Genomic DNA, 19,504 nt, shown 5'->3' on the forward strand with positions numbered 1-19,504 from the left:
TGAATTAATGACTTTTTAGACAGCCTCCAACATTTATTAAAAGTTTATTTTACAAGCTCCCGCACGGCATATTCCTTCAGTTTGAACTTCTGTATTTTCCCGGACGCTGTCATCGGGTACTCTTCTACTATTTCTACATAGTACGGTATCTTAAAGCGTGATATTTTCCCATTACAATAGTTTTTTACTTCCTCAGCGGAGAGCTGCTCTCCTTCTTTCACCTTGATGAAAGCTGCAACCTGCTCACCGAACTTTTCGTCAGGTACACCTACAATCTGGACATCAAAGATTTTGGGATGTGTGTAGAGGAATTCTTCAATTTCACGAGGATAGATGTTTTCGCCACCACGGATGATCATGTCCTTCAACCGGCCGGTGATTTGGATATACCCATCGTCATCCATCGTGGCAAGGTCACCAGTGTGAAGCCAGGAATCGCTGTCAATGGCTGAAACGGTCTGGTCCTCCATTTTATAATAACCCTTCATAACGAGGTAGCCTCTTGTACAAAGCTCCCCTTGGACACCGTTAGGAACGGATTCTCCCGTTGTAGGATCGATGATCTTCACCTCAACATTTTCCAGGGCTCTACCCACAGTGGAAACTCTTCGTTCAATACTATCATCCGGTCTGGTCTGGGTGATAACCGGAGATGCTTCAGTCTGTCCGTAGGCTATCGTGATTTCACGAGCCCCCATTTCATGAACCACTTTTTTCATTACCTCTGTCGGGCAGGTGGAGCCGGCCATGATGCCGGTTCTTATGCTCGATAGGTCATAGTCGTGGAACTGCGGATGGTTCAGCTCGGCAATGAACATGGTCGGAACGCCGTAAAGGGCTGTACATTTTTCTTGTTCCACCGCCTTTAGTACAAGCAATGGGTCAAAAGTGACGAGCGGAACCATTGTTGCACCTGTAGCTACTGCTGCAAGGGTACCCATCACACAACCGAAGCAATGAAAGAAAGGGACAGGGATACAGATCTTATCCGCATCTGTCAGACGCTGGCATTCTGCGACATTGATGGCATTATTGATAATATTAGAGTGGGTGAGCATGACTCCTTTTGGAAATCCTGTTGTGCCGGATGTGTATTGCATGTTGATCACTTCATCTGGAACCAGGCTATGCTGTATTTCATGTAAAGCTTCATCCGAAATTTCAGCCCCTGCTCGCAATAAGTGATTCCAACTATACATTCCAGCCTGCGGTTCGTCTCCAAGGAAGACGATATTCTTCAGCTTCGGAAACCGGGAAGAGGATAATTCGCCGGGGAGCTGTTCCGTAACCTCAGGACAGATGTCTTTGAAAATATCAAGATAGCTGACCCCCTTGAAATCTTCCATGAGTATGAGGGTAGTAGAATCGGATTGTTTCAGGAGGTATTCGAGTTCCTGGGATTGGTAGCTTGTATTAACAGTCACAAGTACTGCTCCGATCTTCGCACTGGCATATTGGGTAATGACCCATTCCGGTTTATTGGATGCCCAGATGGCTATATGATCACCTTTTTTAACTCCCATGCTCATAAGACCTTTTGCTACGATATTGCATACATCCTGGAACTCCCGATATGTATAGCGAAGGTTCTGATCTACATAGACGACAGCTTCCTTTGCCGGATATTTCTCTACAGTTTCATCCAATAGCTCTCCAATAGTTTTATGTACGATTTCTGCCATTTGAGATACCTCCATTTCATGTGATACTTAAATATTAGTACGAATGTTCTGAAAAATCAATTTAAAAAATCAGCCGCATATAGCAGCTAATCTATTTTGACTTTTTCTTTTTCGGTTATTTCCAAGGATTCTTCCTTTTGTAAGGGGAGCCTTTGAATAAGTCGTTTTTCTTTTGGATTAAACAGATTACCCAAGTAATAGAGCGTTTGTTTGTATTTGGTTTCGAAATAATTGATAGCAGCATCCATTTTTTCCATTATCGTTTCTCGTAGGCTATCCATTTTATTCTCAATCTGCTTTGTATTGGCATCCTGCTGGTCCATCCGCTGTATGACTGTCTGATGAAACATATCCTGTATTTCAAGCTGTCTGTTGATTTGCTCGTATATGGATTCCTGATCCTTCATTTTTTGCTGAATATCTTTATACATCACTTCATATTCCTTCAGCTGATCGTGTATTTTTCTCGTCAGATCCTCTTGATAAGATAGCTGGTCAATGGTAGCCTGGCTCATCAACTTTTCTTCTTCTAGTGTTCTGCTCACTTCTCCACTCATTGCTTCAAGTGCCTTCAGCCGATCCATGACTTCTTTATTGTTTCTATCATTTAAATGGATCTCATTTTTCAGATGCTCGCTGACTTCCTGCTGCGTCACCATTTTCGAGAGGATATTCTCAAATTGATGAAGTTGATTGGAATTTGTCTCTTCCAATTTTTCCTGTACAAAAGAAACGGAATGGGAGAGTGTGTCATTGGTTTGGGATTGCAAGCTTAATAGCTCCATCAGATAGTTTTTTCTTAGAACATTTTGATTGCTCTCAATCATTATATAGTCTACATATAATTTTGGATTGGGGTGTAACTGTTCTTCCTCGGTCATCTTAACACTCCTTGGTCATGTGATTAAAAGGGAAGGGGGGTGCTATATCATATGGAATATCGGGAAGGATGCTGATTGTCTACTAAAAACTAGGCATTTGACTAGTACAAAATAAAAAAAGAGCAAGAATCCATTCCAAGATTCTTACTCTTTTAAGGATGCTATTTAGCGGGCTCTTTTTTGGTTTTCCTAAAGTTGAAGAACCACCAATTCCAATCACCGAGCAGTTTCATGAAGGCCGGTACAAGAATCATACGGACGATGGTTGCATCAATGAAGATGGCCAGAGCTATTCCGACACCGAGCTGCTTGACAGGCATGACACCCGTAAAGGCAAATGCTCCTGTTACAACAATCATGATTGCAGCGGCAGAGGTGATGATTTTGCTTGTTGCGGTCAATCCCTCCAAAGTGGCGGTATCGTTATCACCGCTTTCGAGGTAGTTTTCATGAATTCTCGAAATAAGAAACACTTCGTAATCCATACTCAAGGAAAAGACTATGGAGAAGACGAATATGGGCAGGATCAGTGCCAAGGAAACTGGCTCCATTCCGAAATGACCACCTTGGAAGATCCAGACAACAATTCCAAATGTGGCAGCAAGACTAAGGATGTTCATCAGAATCGCTTTAAGCGGGATAAGCAGCGAACGGAAAGCGGCAAGCAAAATAAAGAAAGTTGTGATGACAATAAAGGCAAATCCGTAGGGAGCCTTTTTAATTATCTCGTCGAAAATCTCTTGCTCGAATTTCGGTACGCCTCCTAAATGAAGGTTCATTTCACTGTCTTTCTTATCCCATTCCTTTACCCACTGCTGTGCGGATTCTTCATCCTTAAAATAAACATAAGAGAGCATCATCTTTGATGTTGTAAAATTATCAACAATTGGAGCCAATGAGGATTTACCTTCCGGCTGCTGCAAAGTCTGGTAAAATGCTTCCGCACTGTCTATACCTGACATAGAAAAAGGTGTCTCCACTGATACTACGTTACCTGATGCTGTGAAAGAGGAGAATAGGTCTTCTGCTTTAGCCAGATTAGCTTCATCCATTATCTCTCCTTCAGCTTCCAGAATCACGACAGCTTTGACGTCATCGCTCTTATTCTTTTCGACAAAATACTCCTCATACTTATCATAGGCAACCCTTGAGTCATAAGAGGTTGGGAGGGCATCAGCCCCAGGAACAACCAAGTTCATTTCCTTCACAGGAATCAGTGCAGATATTAGGAGTACCAGCGTTACTATTGCCATGATCACAGGACGTTTCATGACAAATGTTGCGAACCTTCTCCATAAAGGGGAGCGAACACTTGAAACATTGAGAATGGAATACTTGTTAATATTTTTGCCTATAAGAGAAAGAAGTGCGGGTAGGAAAGTGATTGCGGATAAAACCGATACAAATACCACTGTCATGCCACCCAATGCGACATTTCGGAAAATGTCAATTTCGATGAACATCAACCCGAGAAGTCCGATGAAAACGCATAATCCGGAAAAAACAATGGAACGTCCTGCTGTCGCCAGGGTAGTTTCAATTGCCTCTTTTATGGAACCTTTCTGGACTTCTTCCCTGAATCTATCAATAAACAGCAAGGCAAAGTCAATACTTAATGCCAATCCGATCATCGGAACAATGTTAAGGATGAAAATGGTCAGATTCATTTGATAGCTGAAGAAATACATGATGCCCATAGTGGAAACAATCGAAACAATACCAATTAATAATGGGATACCGGCAGCAATCAGGCTTCCAAAAGCGAGAAGAAGGATTATGAGCGCGATTGGGAGGGCAATCATTTCCGCTTTTGCCAGATCCTTTTGACTTGCAATATTCAGATCTTCTTCTATTACAGGACCACCTGTCATTTCAACGGATAATCCTGCCTCATCCTTTAAACTTGACGAGAGAGTACGAATTTCTTCCCCGATATTTTCAAGCTTTTTGTCATAGGACAGTACGGCGTAAGCTATATTATCTTTCATCATGTCCTTTTGATCTATTGGGCTTACTATTATGTTCGCACTGCCGTCTACTTCCAAACGGTCCAAAGTATCTGTTATGTAGACTTCAAACGCCGTCTGGCTGGCAAAGTTTTCTTTTTCAAACAGTAAGAGGATGGAGGATTGAGACTGGTTGAATTCCTCTTCTAAAATAGTCTGTGTGTTCATATAGCTGCCATCATACTCAAACCCGTTGCCGCTTAAAACAGTAGGCAATTTGGAGGCAAAATATCCGAAAAATAATATAAATATACACCAGGATATTATCATCCATTTTCTTTGAGTATAGATAAACCTCCCTAATCCTTTCACTTACATCTCCTCCGACATATGTATTAATCTAACCCGTTATTCATTATCTTATTTGAAAAGAGGATTGTATACAAATTTGTTCTCCGATAATGAAAACAAAGAAGGCCCCCACTACGGGCCTTCTCTACAGCTATTTAAGTGTGATTAATTAATTCGAAATTTCTATATAGGAGACTGTAGGCGGCAGTCTCCATGTAAATGAAGGATGGTGAAGATAGGCGGGCCTTGCAGGTGGCGTTTTAACTTTGGCTGAATCCGGAGTTACAGAATATCAATGCGTACTACTAGAGCTAGTAGGATTTGAAGCAACAATTGAATGTTGATGACAATGTCTGTATCAGTAGTTGTTACTCTTACTCCACGAGAGTTTTGGATATACGTTTGTTGGTGGTTGACTTGGACAGACTTGGATTTTTGAAGTAATTCTTGCGTGATTGCATCCGCTTTTGTGCTATCTGCAATGGAGACACTGATGACAAGTACAATGGCAGCTTGAATTGCAGCTTGCAAGGAAAGTGCTACTTGCGTATCAGTAGTTGTCACCTCGACATCCGCAGAATCTTTGATAATAATTTGCTCATAGGATTTTTGAATCATTTTGTTCACTTGATCAGCTTCCTGATTCACAGTGCTATCATCCAAAGGATGTACCCCTCTAGGATCAAGAGCACTCCAGTTGCTATCTCTGTCACAATAGGAATCTCTAGTTCCAAACAACCATTTATTCATTTCACTCATTTATATAATCCCCCATTATCCCTTTATTTTTTTTCTTGCTTTTGAAGCTTTTGAAAAGAACTCTGTAAATCTTGAACCAGTTTCTTAAGCTGAGATTTTTGCTCGCTCGTCAGATTACCTTTTTCCAGTTTGACGTTATGTTTTTTAAGAATATTATCGAGAAGAAGATTTGTGCCGCTTTGAGAGAGTTTGGAAATCTCATTTTGAATGTCTTCACGATTTGCCATAAATCCACCTCCTTTTTACTGCCTCACCACATATTATGTAAGAGATAAGAAAGAGACTGGACAAACATCTTCTATCAAATGACCATTTTTTCAATTTTTAATAGAAAGGGCGATAGTTTAATAGGGAAAGTAGGGGACAAAGCTTGAGAAATAAAAAACGGCTCCCAAAATGGAGAGCCGTCAACTTAACGAATTATTAATCAGCAGGATATATCAATCCTATCTGATTTCTTACTTCTTCTAGAATTCTATGTGTGGTTAATGAGTTGGCAAAGTTGTTGATGGTTGGTTCCAATTCGCCATTCTGCACGAGATTCATGAATTCTGTCGCCTCGTAATACATGGAATTTGTTTTTTGAGAGACAGTGATATCTTCAGACGTACCATCTTTATAAATAATCTGGACTTTTTCAGGTGTATGGATTTTATCTATCACCATGGTTCCTTCTTCTCCTTGAATTTCAGCCGGCATGTACGAATTGACAATCTTGGAGTGGGTGATGACAGCTTCCATTCCCGGATATTCGAACAGGACGGTTCCTTGTCCATCAATACCTGATTCCAGCATCACAGCCTGTGCCTTAATCTCAGATGGCGCTCCGAAAAGAACGACCATTGGATAAATGGTATAAATGCCAATATCCATTAATGATCCATTGGAGAACTCAGGCTTGAAAGCATTTAGAATGACGCCTTCTTTGTACTTATCATATCTGGAAGAATATTGGCAGTAGCTTGCTGTATACCTCCTGATATTACCGATCTTATGGAGGTTTTCCCTAATTGCTAAGAAGTTTGGCAAGTAGGTTGTCTTTAAAGCTTCCATAAGCAGGACATTTCGTTTTTTCGCCACATGAACCATTTCTTGAATCTCTCTTGTATTAGAGGCCATTGGCTTTTCGCAGAGTACATGCTTCTTGTTTTCCATGCAGAGAATTGCCTGCTCTTTATGAAGGGAGTTTGGACTGGCAATGTAAACAGCGTCAAATTTGTCGCTTGAGGCAAATTCATTTAAGTCTGTATATATGTGGTCAACACCGTATTTTGATGCAAACTCCTCGGCACGGTCATGAGTGCGCGAATATACGGCAGTCAAAGTAAAACCCTCCACTTCACTTGCTGCGGCGATAAAGCTCTCTGTAATCCAGTTGGTTCCAATTATTCCAAATCTCATATGTAACGGCTCCTTTATTTATGGATGATGGTACAATCTTATACTAAAAACAGATAATAGACAAAAAAATAAGACACCATTGAAGGTGTCTTATTTGCGTATTGAGGCGATAATCTGCATGACCACATTCATGCATTGCTACTAGTAACGTGAATATCGACTTACACAATTCAGCTCATCGCCAAATTAATATAACACATCAGTGAGAGGAATTCAAGATATAAGTTGTTTGCTTCCTAAATTTTACTACGTTTAATCTTTTGAAAATAATAGAATAAATGAAATATAGGATATTATGCTCATATTAGAGCTATAATGGTAATAGAGAAGAGATGAAAATCTATTAATTTGTGTATATCAAGTCAGGAGCGATTGGAAAATGCGTCAGTTTTTAATGGAGAAACAAAATGAAATGCTAGAACTGCTAGAAAGAATGGTAAATATCGATAGTGGTTCCTATCTCAAGGAAGGAGTGGATGAAATCGGGGCAATTCTCATGAAGGAATATCGGGACATGGGTTTTGCGGTACAGGAAGTCAAGCAAGAGGAATATGGTAACCACTTAATCATTCAACACCCACTAGCCCAAAACCCCAAAACCATCATCATAGCCCACATGGATACTGTATTTCCGGAAGGTACTGCAGAGAACCGGCCTTTTCAAATTAGAGATAACCGTGCATATGGACCTGGTGTGATCGATATGAAAGCCAGTCAAGTGGCGGTTATATATGCTATGAAAGCCCTGATAAAGTTTCATTCCAAAGCCTATCAGGATGTCATGATAGTACTGAACAGCGATGAGGAAATCGGCTCGCCATCCTCCAAAAAACTGATAGAGAATAAAGCGGCTGGAAAAAAATACGCTTTAGTGATGGAGCCGGCCAGAAAAGACGGATCTGTTGTTACATCCAGGAGGGGAAAAGGACACTATACCATCAGTGTTAAGGGGAGAGCGGCACATTCGGGGATCGAACCGGAAAAAGGAAGAAGCGCAATTGAAGAACTGGCATACAAAATTATTCGTTTGCACGATTTGACGGATCATGCGAAAGGAATCAGTGTTAATGTGGGATTGATTGAAGGGGGATCTTCGGTTAATACCGTTTCAGATACTGCAATGGCAGAAGTGGACATTCGGATTTCGGAAAAAGAACAAGCAAAACCAATGGAAGAAAGAATCGAATCCATTTGTGCTTCAACCGATGTACAAGGTACGGAAATCCAGTTGGAAGGAAAGATGAACCGACTGCCAATGGAGAAAAATGCCCAAACCACCTCCTTGCTCCATTTGATAGAAGATGTTGGAGAGGAAATGGGTATAAAAGTAAAGGATACAGCAACAGGAGGTGGCTCTGATGCCTCCTTTACTGCAGCAATGGGAGTGGCAACAATTGATGGCATGGGCCCGGTTGGTGGAAATGCGCACAGTGATGCGGAATACCTGGAGATTCCTTCTCTCATAGAACGGATAGAACTCCTTGCAAAAACGATTAATAAGCTTTCAGAAGGATAAGGAAAGGCGTCTCTTTTAAAAAGAGGCGTCTTTTTTAAAAAACAGGATTGTATTTTTATGCATACGAAGTTATAATGATTCATATTATTAGCGAGAGGTAACGGTGATGAAAATGAACGTTGGAATAATCGGAGCGAATGGTTACAGCGGTGTGGAGCTGATTCGACTGCTGAAGCAACACCCGTTTGCTCAACTGAATTATCTTGCTTCCCATTCTTCGAGCGGCAAGCTGATAAGTGAGCAATATCCTCATCTACATGGGATTATTGAAGATAGAATTGAAGAACTGGATATAAATGAAGCAGCCTCAAAAATAGATTTGATGTTTTTTGCAACTCCATCCGGGATATCCAAAGATTTGATTCCAGCATTCCTTGAAAAGGGGATCACTTGTATCGATCTGTCGGGAGATTTTCGGTTAAAGGATGGCGTATTATACGAAGAGTGGTATAAATATACGCAAGCATCCAATGAAATTCTTCAAAAGGCTACATATGGATTACCGGAAATTTTCCGTGAAGAAATAGTTGGTTCAAAGTTGATTGCAAATCCTGGATGCTACCCTACCGCAACACTCTTAGGTCTTGCACCTGCATTGGAAAATGGATGGATATCTCCGGCAAACATTGTGGTCGACGGAAAATCAGGTGTATCAGGAGCTGGAAGAAAAGCTTCCTTGGGAACACATTATGGAGAAATCAATGAAAACATGAAGGCATATAAGCTGGGTTCTCATCAGCATATACCTGAAATAGAGCAGATGATCTCCATCCTTTCAGGCATACAACATCCCATCACTTTCTCTACACATCTGGTTCCGATGACAAGAGGAATAATGTGTACGATGTATGCGGATCTGAAAGTAGACAACACGACTGATGAACTGTTAGCACAATATGAAGCATATTATCAAAACAATTTCTTCGTTCGAATTCGACCGCTAGATACATGGCCGGCAACTAAGGAAGTACTAGGTTCCAATTATTGCGATATCGGGATCAAGGTGGAGGAAAGAACGAAGAAGCTTATCATAGTTTCTGTGATTGATAATGTCGTAAAAGGAGCCGCGGGTCAGGCTGTCCAAAATATGAACGTACTAAATGGTTGGCCGGATGAGACCGGTTTAACGTTTACCCCTGTATATCCATAGATAAGCGAGAGGAAGGATAAGATGAACGCAAACTTTATGCTAAAAGAAATGAAAACATGGGTCAAAGTGGAGGGAGGAGGCATTTGTTCTCCTAAAGGGTTTACTGCAGGAGGCATGCATTGCGGCATCAAGCGCAAAAGAAGGGATCTGGGGTGGATCTATTGCTCTGTACCGGCCAATGCCACTGCGGTATACACGACAAATCTCTTTCAGGCGGCTCCTCTTAAGGTGACCCAGGAAAGTATAGGTTCTAACGGGAAGTTGCAAGGTATCATCGTCAATTCAGGAAATGCCAACTCATGTACTGGTGATGAAGGGCTGAAAAATGCGTATATGATGAGAAAAAGCTTTGCCAACCAATCCGGATTAGAGGAAGAGGATGTGGCAGTCGTATCCACAGGGGTAATTGGTGAACAACTGCCAATAAAGAAACTGCTAGATGGCATTGAACAGGTAAGCTGCATAGAAGATAACAACAATGCTGCTGAATTTGAAGAGGCGATCCTCACTACCGATACTTTTACAAAAAACGAGTGTCTGCAAATGAAGATAAAAGATAAAGTAATCACCATCGGCGGGGCTGCAAAAGGTTCTGGAATGATTCATCCAAATATGGCAACCATGCTTGGGTTTATCACAACAGATATCAATATCGAGCAGGCAGCTTTGGATAAGGCACTAAATAGTGTAACGAATCAAACGTTCAATATGATCACAGTTGATGGAGATACGAGCACAAATGACATGGTCATCGTTATGGCAAGTGGTTTGGCGCATAACGAACTTCTGCATGAGGATGATCCGGACTACCATCTCTTTGTGGAAGGGCTTCAAGAGGTATCCTTATCATTGGCCAAACAGATTGCAAGGGATGGCGAAGGTGCGACCAAATTGATTGAAGTGACTGTAGAGGGAACTCATACAGAACAGGATGCTCAAAGAATATCCAAAACTGTTGTTGGTTCAAGTCTTGTGAAGACAGCAATTTTTGGGGAAGATGCCAACTGGGGAAGAATCGTGTCTGCCATTGGGTACAGCGGCATTCCACTCGATCCAAATTTGATCAGTGTTAGCATCGGACCAATCAAAGTAGTGGAAAACGGTTTGCCATACGGATTTTCAGAAGATGAAGCAAAAAACTATCTTTCAAATGATGAAATAAAAATATTTGTTTATATCGGAGCAGGCAATGAAAAAGCTACTGCATGGGGATGTGACCTTTCATATGACTATGTCCGAATCAATGCTTCATATAGAACATAAAGGGAGTGTGAGAATGGAATATCTGGTAATCAAAATCGGCGGAAGTGTCGTGGAAAAGGTTCCATCTTCTTTTTATAAGGATCTTGTAAAGATGAAAGTGCAACATGGGGTACAGCCTGTACTTGTCCATGGAGGAGGACCGAATATCTCATCCCATTTAGAGTTGATGAAGATTCAAAGTCCATTTATCAATGGCATCCGGAAAACAACCGAGCCTGTTCTACAAGTGGTAGAAATGATTCTGTCAGGGAGCATGAACAAAGAGATCGTGCGAAACATCATAAAAGCTGGAGGGAATGCTTTTGGGCTTAGCGGTGTCGACGGAATGCTTCTTGAGGCAAAGCTATTAGAAAGTGAAGTGGACCTTGGACTTGTTGGTGAAATTCTCTCGGTTAATCAAGGTATATTGCAACAGTTTGCAGCCAGTGATTTGATCCCGGTCGTTTCACCCGTCGCAGTCGACAAGCTGGGTAAAAGCTATAACATCAATGCAGACTCGGCAGCTGCTGCGATTGCAAAAGCACTTCAGGCATCCCTCTGTATCGTAACGGATGTAGATGGTGTTTTTGTCAATGACAAGGTCATTCCCGCTATTTCAGATTTGGAAGCAGGTCGGCTCATAGAAAATCAGACCATCACAGGTGGAATGATCCCAAAAGTCCAAGCAGCTTTTCAAACATTGAAAGAAGGTGTCAAAGAGGTTGTCATTCTTAATGGAGCTAGCGAGCAAATTCTTTTGGACTTTATACAGGGCAATGCCGTAGGCACCACTTTTTACCTAAAGGAGGCAATGAAGAACATTGGCTGATTCTATTAAAGCTCTTTCTCCAGTCATGGATACATATAAACGTTTTCCAATTAACTTCGTTGAGGGAAAAGGCTGTTATTTATGGGATGAAAATGGTACAGAATTTCTTGACTTTACATCCGGGATAGCAACATGCAATCTTGGTCATGTTCCTGAAAATGTCAAGAACGCCATTCAATTGCAGCTTACTAAACTCTGGCATACTTCCAATCTATTTCATATAGAGAATCAGGAAGAGCTCGCCAAAAAACTAATTTCATATAGCTGTCTTGATCAGGCATTCTTTTGCAACAGCGGTGCAGAGGCGAATGAAGCTGCCATAAAATTGGTGCGCGCCTATTCAACAAAAAAAGGTAAGCGTCCACTGATAGCTGCATTTACACAGTCTTTCCATGGCAGAACGATGGCAACTGTATCTGCAACAGGACAGGAGAAGATCCGTGCAGGCTTTGAACCCTTGCTCGATGGATTTATCCATTTTCCTTACAATGATTCTGACTCCTTAGAATTGATGAAAGATGCCGCACCAAGCGCTGTGATACTTGAACTGATACAGGGTGAGGGAGGCGTGATACCGGCAAAACAGGATTGGATAGATGAACTCGTTAAAGTATGTAAAAAAGAAGACATACTCCTGGTAGTAGACGAAGTACAGACAGGTATGGGGAGAACTGGTACATTATTCGCCTATCAGCAATACGGCTTTGAACCTGACATTCTCACCCTTGCCAAAGGATTGGGATCTGGTTTTCCTATTGGAGCCATGCTGGCAAAACGGAAAATAGCTACAGCTTTTCAGCCGGGGAGTCATGGCAGCACTTTTGGAGGCAATCCACTGGCAGCTGCTGCAGGGTTAGCAACCATAACCGAACTAACCAATTCATCTGTACTTGAAAATGCCAGTACAGCTGGTGAAAAAATAGTTGCTCTATTGGGAAATTTACAAGATAGATTCTCCTTCATCAGAAGCATAAGAGGAAAAGGGCTTCTGATTGGGATCGAGATAGATGGGGAGGCAGGCAGTGTCATTAACTATATACTCCAAGAAAAGCTTCTGGTTGTATCTGCAGGAGCACATGTAATCAGACTATTGCCTCCACTCAATATTTCTAAAGAAGAGATTGATATTTTTGAAGCGAAATTCACCCGTGCATTAGTACGTTATATGGAGGCGTGAAAATGAAAAAGGGATACTTACTTCTAGAAACAGGCGAGATTTTTCCGGGAATCCTGATAGGCAGCCAGGAGGAGTCTATCGGAGAAGTCGTCTTTAACACAAGCATGACAGGGTATCAGGAAATCATGTCCGATCCCTCCTATGCAGGTCAGATAATAGTATTTTGTTATCCTATAATCGGCAACTATGGTGTGAATGCCCATGACTTTGAAGCGGAAACACTTTATGCAAAAGGGATCATTACAGGAGAGCTTTGTAATGCGCCAAATCATTATTCATCTCAAGGGTCTGCCGATATCCTCCTGAGGGGAAGTGAAATTAGCGGTCTTACAGGGGTGGATACACGCGAGCTCGTGAAAACCATTCGGAAGCGCGGTACTGTAAAGGGTTTGATAACGAGTGATATCAAGCAATTTCCGACAATAGCACATTCCGAATTTTTAGTAAAAGAAGTATCCACTTCACAACCAAAGACTTATGAAAACCCAGGAGCACATATCGCCTTGATCGATTATGGTCATAAAAAATCCATACTACACGCATTACTCGAAGAAGGCTGCAAGGTAACACTGCTTCCTTACGATACTACCTTCAATCAGGTAAAGGCTCTCTCGCCGGATGGAGTCGTATTCAGCAACGGGCCTGGGAATCCGGAAGAACTAAAGGATCATTTAGCTGATATCAAAATGATAAGCACGCATTATCCATCTCTTGGGATATGCCTTGGACACCAACTGATAGCCCTGGCTCACGGAGCAAGAACGCAAAAATTGCGATTCGGGCATCGGGGAGGAAATCATCCTGTTAAAGAAAGCTCTACGGGAAAGGTTTTTATCACATCACAGAACCACAGCTATGTGGTGAAAGAAGAGAGCCTGGACTTGTCAAAATTTGAAGTACTATTCAAAAACATCAATGATGGGACAGTGGAAGGAATCCGACATAGAAACCTCCCATTATTGGCCGTGCAGTTCCACCCGGAAGCGAACCCGGGACCACATGACACCACATATCTGTTTTCAGAGTTTCTAAAAAGCATCAATGAAAGAACTGAGGTAATAACTTATGCCATTTATTAAAGAAGTTAAAAAAGTGTTAGTGATCGGATCAGGTCCGATTGTCATCGGCCAGGCTGCAGAATTTGACTATGCCGGGACCCAGGCCTGCCTTGCCTTGAAGGAAGAAGGCATTGAAGTCATCCTCCATAATAATAATCCTGCCACCATCATGACCGATTCGCATATTGCGGATAAGGTTTACATGGAGCCGCTTACTACTGAAACAGTCGAAGAAATAATCAAAAAAGAGAAACCCGATGGAGTGATCGGAACACTTGGCGGTCAGACTGCACTTAACCTTGTTGTCCAGCTTCATGATGAGGGCGTTTTTGAAAAATATGGAGTGAAGATCCTCGGAACCTCTGTTCATTCGATCAAACAAGGAGAAGATCGAGAGAAGTTTCGCCAGTTGATGCTGGACCTTAATGAACCTATACCGGAATCAAGTATTGTTCATTCCTACGAAGAAGGGCTGGATTTTGTTGAGTCTGCAGGCTTCCCGATCATTGTACGTCCAGCCTATACACTTGGTGGAGAAGGGGGCGGATTTGCCAATAATCTCGAAGAATTACAGACAATCCTTATAAATGCATTGAAACTGAGCCCGATTCATCAGGTACTGATTGAAAAGAGCATTAAGGGATGGAAAGAAGTGGAGTACGAAGTAATGCGAGATGCGAACGACACCTGCATCATTGTCTGCAATATGGAAAATTTTGATCCGGTCGGAGTTCATACCGGGGATTCCATTGTAGTAGCTCCATCCCAGACCTTGACGGATACACAGTATCAGATCCTCAGAAAAGCTTCTCTCAAAATCATACGGGAGCTGGAGATAGTGGGTGGGTGCAATATCCAGTTTGCGATGGATCCGCATTCAGATGACTATTACATTATTGAAGTCAACCCTCGTGTCAGCCGTTCTTCAGCCTTAGCATCAAAAGCAACCGGCTATCCAATTGCAAGAATTGCAGCAAAATGTGCAGTAGGATACCACTTGGATGAAATCGTCAACCCGATTACAAATAACACATTCGCATCCTTTGAACCAGCACTTGATTATATTGTGGTAAAACTTCCAAGGTTCCCATTTGATAAATTTACAGAAGCGGATCATACACTTAGTACACAAATGAAAGCAACTGGCGAGGTATTAGCGATAGATCGGACGTTTGAAGGGGCTTTAAATAAAGGGATTCGTTCTCTGGAGATGAAAGTCAAGGGCATTTCGCACCCCAGTCTTTCTGGAAGCAGGATAGATGAACTGATAGATCTGCTCACAGTTCCCACCCATATGCGTTTATTTGCCATTGTGGAGGCGCTTCAAAAGGGGTTAAGTATAGAGGAAATACATCAACTGACCTCCATTGATAAATGGTTCCTCACCAAGCTTGCTGCTATGGCTGAATTGGAAAGCCAATTGGCCTTGCATACTTTAGATTCACTACCCTATGAAACTTTGATGTTAGCTAAATATCAGAATATCAGTAATGCCACTATATGCTCGCTACTAGGCTGCAAGGATGATGAGTGGAAAAAGTATTGCGAAAATAAGGGCCTTTTCCCATCTTATAAATTGGTGGACACATGTGCAGGGGAGTTTGAAGCCGTAACCCCTTATTACTATTCCACGTATTGCGGCAGAGATGAAGTGGAGGTCAGCCAAAAAAAGAAGGCACTTGTAATTGGTTCCGGACCCATCAGGATAGGGCAGGGAATCGAGTTTGATTACGCATCTGTCCATGCTGTCATGGCACTTAAGAAACATGGATATGAGACGATTGTTGTTAATAACAATCCTGAAACAGTGAGCACAGATTTTTCCATTGCAGATAAGTTGTATTTTGAACCAATCACTGCAGAGGACATTCTTCCCATCATAAAAAAAGAACAGATAGATATTGCATTCATTCAATTCGGTGGCCAGACCGCCATCAATATTGCAGAGGAACTTGAAAAAGAAGGTGTAAACGTTGGAGGAAGCTCCATCCGTACCATAGATCAATTGGAGGACCGTAACCTCTTTTATCAGTTATTGGAACAATCGGATATCCCTCATTTAAAAGGTATGATTGTTCATAATACGAAAGAATTGAAGGAGGCGGCTGCTTCATTAGGATACCCTGTTCTTGTACGACCGTCCTATGTGATAGGTGGACAATCGATGTTTACCCTATACAATGAAGAAGAAATGCATGAATATCTACAGCTGGACATTATGGGTGAAGGCAGAAGCTGGCCATTGCTTGTGGATGAATTTGTACCAGGGTTGGAATGTGAGCTTGATGTGGTGTCGGATGGAAGGGATATATACGTTCCTGCAATATTTGAGCATATCGAAAAAGCCGGCGTACATTCCGGGGACAGTGTAGCGATATTTCCTCCCATTACACTTTTGGATACTGTAAAAGAAACATTGCTGAAATACACAGAAAAGATCTGTAGAAATGCCAAGGTTATAGGAATAGCCAATATCCAATTTGTTATACATGAAAACAATGTCTACGTTTTAGAAGTAAATCCCCGCGCTTCCCGTACTGTACCGATCGTGAGTAAAGTGACAGGGGTGCCGATGATTGAGCTCGCGGTAAACGTTATGCTTGGACAGAAGCTTATAGATAAAGGGTTCAAAAGTGAACCGGATTTCTTCACGGTCAAGGCACCTGTTTTTTCCGTAACAAAATTAAAGGGCGTAGATCATGTACTGGGACCCGAAATGAAATCGACAGGAGAGGTAATAGGCCTGGGAATAACTGTAGAAGAAGCACTTTCCAAGGCGTTCTTCCAAGGAAAGAACAATCCATTCGTACCGAACCAGAAGGCAAACAAAATCTTCTGCTCCTTTTCAGATAGAGAAAAACAGGCTTCCCTTCCACTTATCAGTAAATTAGTAGAAACGAAATTTAAAATAGCCGCGACCAAAGGAACCTATCAATATCTGAAATCAGAAGGAATAGTCGAAGTAGAGGAGATCACAACGGATGGCATGGGAGAATTCATCCAATCAGGAACATGTGCTGCAGGAATTATCATTCCTACAAAGGGAAGGGACAAAAACAGAAACGGGTTGCATAATCGGGCCTTATTCACAAGATATGGTATCCCTATTTACACAAGTCTGGATACAGCAAATATGGCTGCAGCGTTAAGTGGAACAGTTCAGCCCAATTATGGACACATGGAAAATTATTTAAGTAAAAATAAAAAGGTGGTTGAATATTTATGCAAAGTGTACTAAAATGGGATTCGAAACAAGAAACCAGAAAAATATCAAAAAAAGATTTTCTAACACTGGGATCATTATCATCCGATGAAATAATGATCATGTTGGAAGAAGCAATCGAAATTAAAAGTTTGCAAAAATCGGGTAAGGCTCACCCTTACTTGCAAGGCAAGGTATTAGGGATGATTTTTGATAAATCCTCCACAAGAACCCGCGTATCTTTTGAGGTCGGAATGCTTCAGCTTGGAGGCAACGCCATATTCCTAAGCTCCAAAGATATCCAAATAGGCCGAGGGGAAACCATCCACGATACAGCCAAAGTCCTTTCCCGCTATGTTGACGGACTTATGATTCGAACCTTTGAGCATGACTCGATTGAAGAATTTGCAGAACATTCTACTGTTCCAGTCATCAATGGTTTGACAGATACCCATCATCCGGCACAAGTAATGGCAGATCTATTGACCATACTTGAGCATAAAGGCAGATTAAAAGGTCTGAAGATGTGTTATTTGGGTGATGGTAACAACAATATGTGCCATTCTCTATTGGAAGGCGCAGTTAAAGTGGGAATGGATATTTCCATTGCGTGTCCAAGCGGTTACGAACCGAATAATGCCATCTTGGAAGTTGTGAAGGAAGAGGCAATACTGACCGGTTCGAAATTAGAATGCTGTACAGATCCAAAAGCCATGATAAAAGGTGCGGATGTGGTGGTAACTGATGTCTGGACCAGCATGGGGCAGGAAAATGAAACAGCGGATCGCTTGGAAGCATTCGCTCCCTATCAAGTAAATGAAGCTCTTTGCAAATTTGCGGACAAAGATTATATTTTCCTTCATTGCTTGCCTGCACATCGAGGAGAAGAAGTGACAGCTGCCATTATTGATGGCCCGCATTCTGTTGTGTTTGATGAAGCGGAAAACCGCCTGCATGCCCAAAAGGCGATTTTGAAATTATTACTGGAAAGATGATTTTTTTTACTATATAATGTATAAAAATACACCAAGATAGATTTTTATTCTTAGGGAGGACGAATGATTTGGCTAAAGAAAAAGTGGTATTAGCATATTCCGGGGGTCTTGATACCTCCGTTTCAGTTAAATGGCTGCAAGAAAAATATGGATACGATGTTATCGCACTCGGACTAGATGTAGGAGAAGGGAAAGATCTCGCTTCCATTCAACAAAAGGCACTGGATGTAGGAGCCATCAAAGCAATCATGGTAAATGCAAAAGAACTGCTTGCGAAGGATTATATCGTTCCAGCACTAAAAGCGAATGCCATGTATGAAGGGAAATACCCCCTATCCTCCGCACTTTCACGCCCCTTGATCTCAAAGCTGTTGGTGGAAGTGGCTGAACAGGAGGGAGCGGTAGCCGTTGCACATGGTTGTACCGGGAAAGGGAATGATCAGGTCCGCTTCGAGGTCAGCATCCAGGCGCTTAACCCTAACTTGAAAGTAATTGCACCGGTACGTGAATGGGGCATGACACGTGATGAAGAAATCGAATATGCGATGAAGCATGATATCCCGATTCCCGTGGATTTGGATAATCCATTTTCCATTGATGCGAACATCTGGGGCAGAGCATGTGAGGCTGGTGTGTTGGAAAATCCATGGAATGAAGCACCTGAAGCGGCATTTGCATGGACCAATCCGATCGAATTGACTCCAGATCAGCCGGAATACCTTGAGATAACATTTGAAAATGGTGTTCCTGTTGCACTTAATGATAAGAGTATGGAACTTGTACCCTTGATTGAAGAATTGAATGAAAAAGGTGGAAAGCATGGCGTTGGCCGTATCGACCACATTGAAAATCGTCTTGTGGGAATCAAATCCCGTGAGGTCTACGAGAATCCCGCTGCGCTTATCCTTATTCAAGCACATAAGGAATTGGAATTTTTGACATTGCCTAGAGAAGTGACTCAATTCAAAACCTCCATCGATCAGCAAATGGCAAAAGTAATTTATGAGGGATTATGGTATTCCCCATTAGTGGGGGCGCTGCTAGCTTTCGTTGAAGAAACCCAGAAGCATGTAAGCGGAAAAATCCGTGTAAAGCTCCAAAAAGGAAACCATACAGTAGTAGGCCGCCAATCCGAAAACAGCTTATACAATGAGGAGCTGGCAACCTATTCAAAAGGGGATATGTTTGACCATAACGCTGCTGTCGGCTTTATCAAGCTTTGGGGCCTGCCGACAAAGGTGTATGCGGAAATTCAGAAAAAGGAAAAAGTAGGAAAGCTATTAAACCGATAATATAGAATTGGAGGCTATCATCC

At 41.9% G+C, this 19,504-nt stretch carries 15 protein-coding genes; 9 read left to right on the plus strand and 6 right to left on the minus strand.

The window, feature by feature from the left end; genetic code table 11:
- Window positions 1-44 precede the first annotated feature (44 nt).
- From ACQCT5_RS17655 to ACQCT5_RS17680, 6 genes are all read right to left on the minus strand, one after another.
- A complete protein-coding gene (locus ACQCT5_RS17655; RefSeq protein WP_499643680.1) occupies window positions 45-1,682 on the minus strand; it encodes an AMP-binding protein in 1,638 nt (545 codons plus the stop codon).
- Window positions 1,683-1,768: 86 nt separating this feature from the next.
- Window positions 1,769-2,563, minus strand: a complete 795-nt coding sequence (locus ACQCT5_RS17660; RefSeq protein ID WP_499643682.1) for a hypothetical protein — start codon at window positions 2,561-2,563, stop codon at window positions 1,769-1,771.
- 161 nt (window positions 2,564-2,724) lie between these two features.
- The gene (locus tag ACQCT5_RS17665) at window positions 2,725-4,881 is read right to left on the minus strand and encodes an MMPL family transporter (protein WP_499643684.1); all 2,157 of its coding nucleotides are present in this window, start codon (window positions 4,879-4,881) and stop codon (window positions 2,725-2,727) included.
- A 261-nt stretch (window positions 4,882-5,142) separates the two neighbouring features.
- Window positions 5,143-5,619 carry a spore coat protein gene (locus ACQCT5_RS17670; protein ID WP_499643686.1) on the minus strand — a complete coding sequence of 159 codons (477 nt, stop codon included), beginning with the start codon at window positions 5,617-5,619 and terminating at the stop codon, window positions 5,143-5,145.
- Between the two features lie 23 nt (window positions 5,620-5,642).
- The gene (locus tag ACQCT5_RS17675) at window positions 5,643-5,846 is read right to left on the minus strand and encodes a hypothetical protein (RefSeq protein WP_499643689.1); all 204 of its coding nucleotides are present in this window, start codon (window positions 5,844-5,846) and stop codon (window positions 5,643-5,645) included.
- A gap of 196 nt (window positions 5,847-6,042) precedes the next feature.
- Window positions 6,043-7,020, minus strand: coding sequence for a Gfo/Idh/MocA family protein (locus ACQCT5_RS17680; protein WP_499643691.1), 978 nt, complete (start codon window positions 7,018-7,020; stop codon window positions 6,043-6,045).
- Window positions 7,021-7,399: 379 nt separating this feature from the next.
- Between ACQCT5_RS17680 and ACQCT5_RS17685 the strand changes: the two genes are divergently transcribed.
- The 9 genes from ACQCT5_RS17685 (at window position 7,400) to ACQCT5_RS17725 (ending at window position 19,481) form a co-directional block, all read left to right on the plus strand.
- Window positions 7,400-8,536 carry a M20 family metallopeptidase gene (locus tag ACQCT5_RS17685; RefSeq protein WP_499643693.1) on the plus strand — a complete coding sequence of 379 codons (1,137 nt, stop codon included), beginning with the start codon at window positions 7,400-7,402 and terminating at the stop codon, window positions 8,534-8,536.
- A 106-nt stretch (window positions 8,537-8,642) separates the two neighbouring features.
- Complete coding sequence (gene argC, locus ACQCT5_RS17690) at window positions 8,643-9,686, plus strand: N-acetyl-gamma-glutamyl-phosphate reductase (protein WP_499643695.1); 1,044 nt, start codon at window positions 8,643-8,645, stop codon at window positions 9,684-9,686.
- Window positions 9,687-9,707: 21 nt separating this feature from the next.
- Window positions 9,708-10,949, plus strand: coding sequence for a bifunctional glutamate N-acetyltransferase/amino-acid acetyltransferase ArgJ (argJ, locus tag ACQCT5_RS17695; RefSeq protein ID WP_499643697.1), 1,242 nt, complete (start codon window positions 9,708-9,710; stop codon window positions 10,947-10,949).
- 13 nt (window positions 10,950-10,962) lie between these two features.
- Window positions 10,963-11,757, plus strand: a complete 795-nt coding sequence (gene argB / locus ACQCT5_RS17700; RefSeq protein ID WP_499643699.1) for an acetylglutamate kinase — start codon at window positions 10,963-10,965, stop codon at window positions 11,755-11,757.
- A gap of 25 nt (window positions 11,758-11,782) precedes the next feature.
- The gene (locus ACQCT5_RS17705) at window positions 11,783-12,934 is read left to right on the plus strand and encodes an aspartate aminotransferase family protein (RefSeq protein WP_499643787.1); all 1,152 of its coding nucleotides are present in this window, start codon (window positions 11,783-11,785) and stop codon (window positions 12,932-12,934) included.
- Window positions 12,935-12,936: 2 nt separating this feature from the next.
- On the plus strand, window positions 12,937-14,013 hold the full coding sequence (locus ACQCT5_RS17710; protein ID WP_499643701.1) for a carbamoyl phosphate synthase small subunit: 1,077 nt from the start codon (window positions 12,937-12,939) through the stop codon (window positions 14,011-14,013).
- Window positions 14,000-17,230 (plus strand): carbamoyl-phosphate synthase (glutamine-hydrolyzing) large subunit, encoded by a 3,231-nt coding sequence (carB, locus tag ACQCT5_RS17715; RefSeq protein WP_499643703.1) that lies wholly within the window; start codon window positions 14,000-14,002, stop codon window positions 17,228-17,230. The genes ACQCT5_RS17710 and carB overlap by 14 nt, the downstream gene beginning before the upstream one ends.
- A complete protein-coding gene (argF, locus tag ACQCT5_RS17720) occupies window positions 17,215-18,189 on the plus strand; it encodes an ornithine carbamoyltransferase (RefSeq protein ID WP_499643705.1) in 975 nt (324 codons plus the stop codon). Before carB ends, argF begins: the two co-directional genes overlap by 16 nt.
- Before the next feature lie 68 nt (window positions 18,190-18,257).
- The gene (locus ACQCT5_RS17725) at window positions 18,258-19,481 is read left to right on the plus strand and encodes an argininosuccinate synthase (RefSeq protein ID WP_499643707.1); all 1,224 of its coding nucleotides are present in this window, start codon (window positions 18,258-18,260) and stop codon (window positions 19,479-19,481) included.
- The last annotated feature ends 23 nt before the right edge of the window (window positions 19,482-19,504 follow it).

The sequence above is a fragment of the Sutcliffiella halmapala genome, assembly GCF_050107295.1.
Lineage (GTDB): Bacteria > Bacillota > Bacilli > Bacillales > Bacillaceae_I > Sutcliffiella_A > Sutcliffiella_A halmapala_A.